This window comes from Streptomyces solitudinis (assembly GCF_036323765.1).
Classification (GTDB): Bacteria; Actinomycetota; Actinomycetes; order Streptomycetales; family Streptomycetaceae; genus Streptomyces.
Genome location: NZ_JAZDCW010000041.1, coordinates 1 through 305 on the forward strand (window position 1 = coordinate 1; position 305 = coordinate 305).

A 305-nucleotide genomic window follows, 5' to 3' on the forward strand; every position below is an offset into this window, starting at 1 on the left:
ACGGCCTTCGACACCTCGGTCCGCACCGGCCGCGCGACCGCGATGGAGGACCTGGGTGACCTGTCCACCACCGCGGACGACACCTGCACCCGCCTCTGGTACGCGGACAACCCCGCGAAGAACCTGTACGAGGTGCCCTCGCGCAGCGAGAAGGTGGCGGTCGGCTGCTCGGCCACCCCGGACCGGACGACGGACGTCCTCGCCGACGAGCGGACCGCCTACGACGGCGGGGACTTCGGTGACGCCCCCACCCGGGGCGACCCGACCACGACGGAGCGGATGACGTCCCACGACGGCAGCACCGC

At 73.1% G+C, this 305-nt stretch carries 1 protein-coding gene; it reads left to right on the plus strand.

Annotated elements, in window-relative coordinates; genetic code table 11:
* The coding region (locus V1J52_RS26055) for a hypothetical protein (protein ID WP_330142432.1) at positions 1-305 on the plus strand (305 nt) is incomplete at both ends.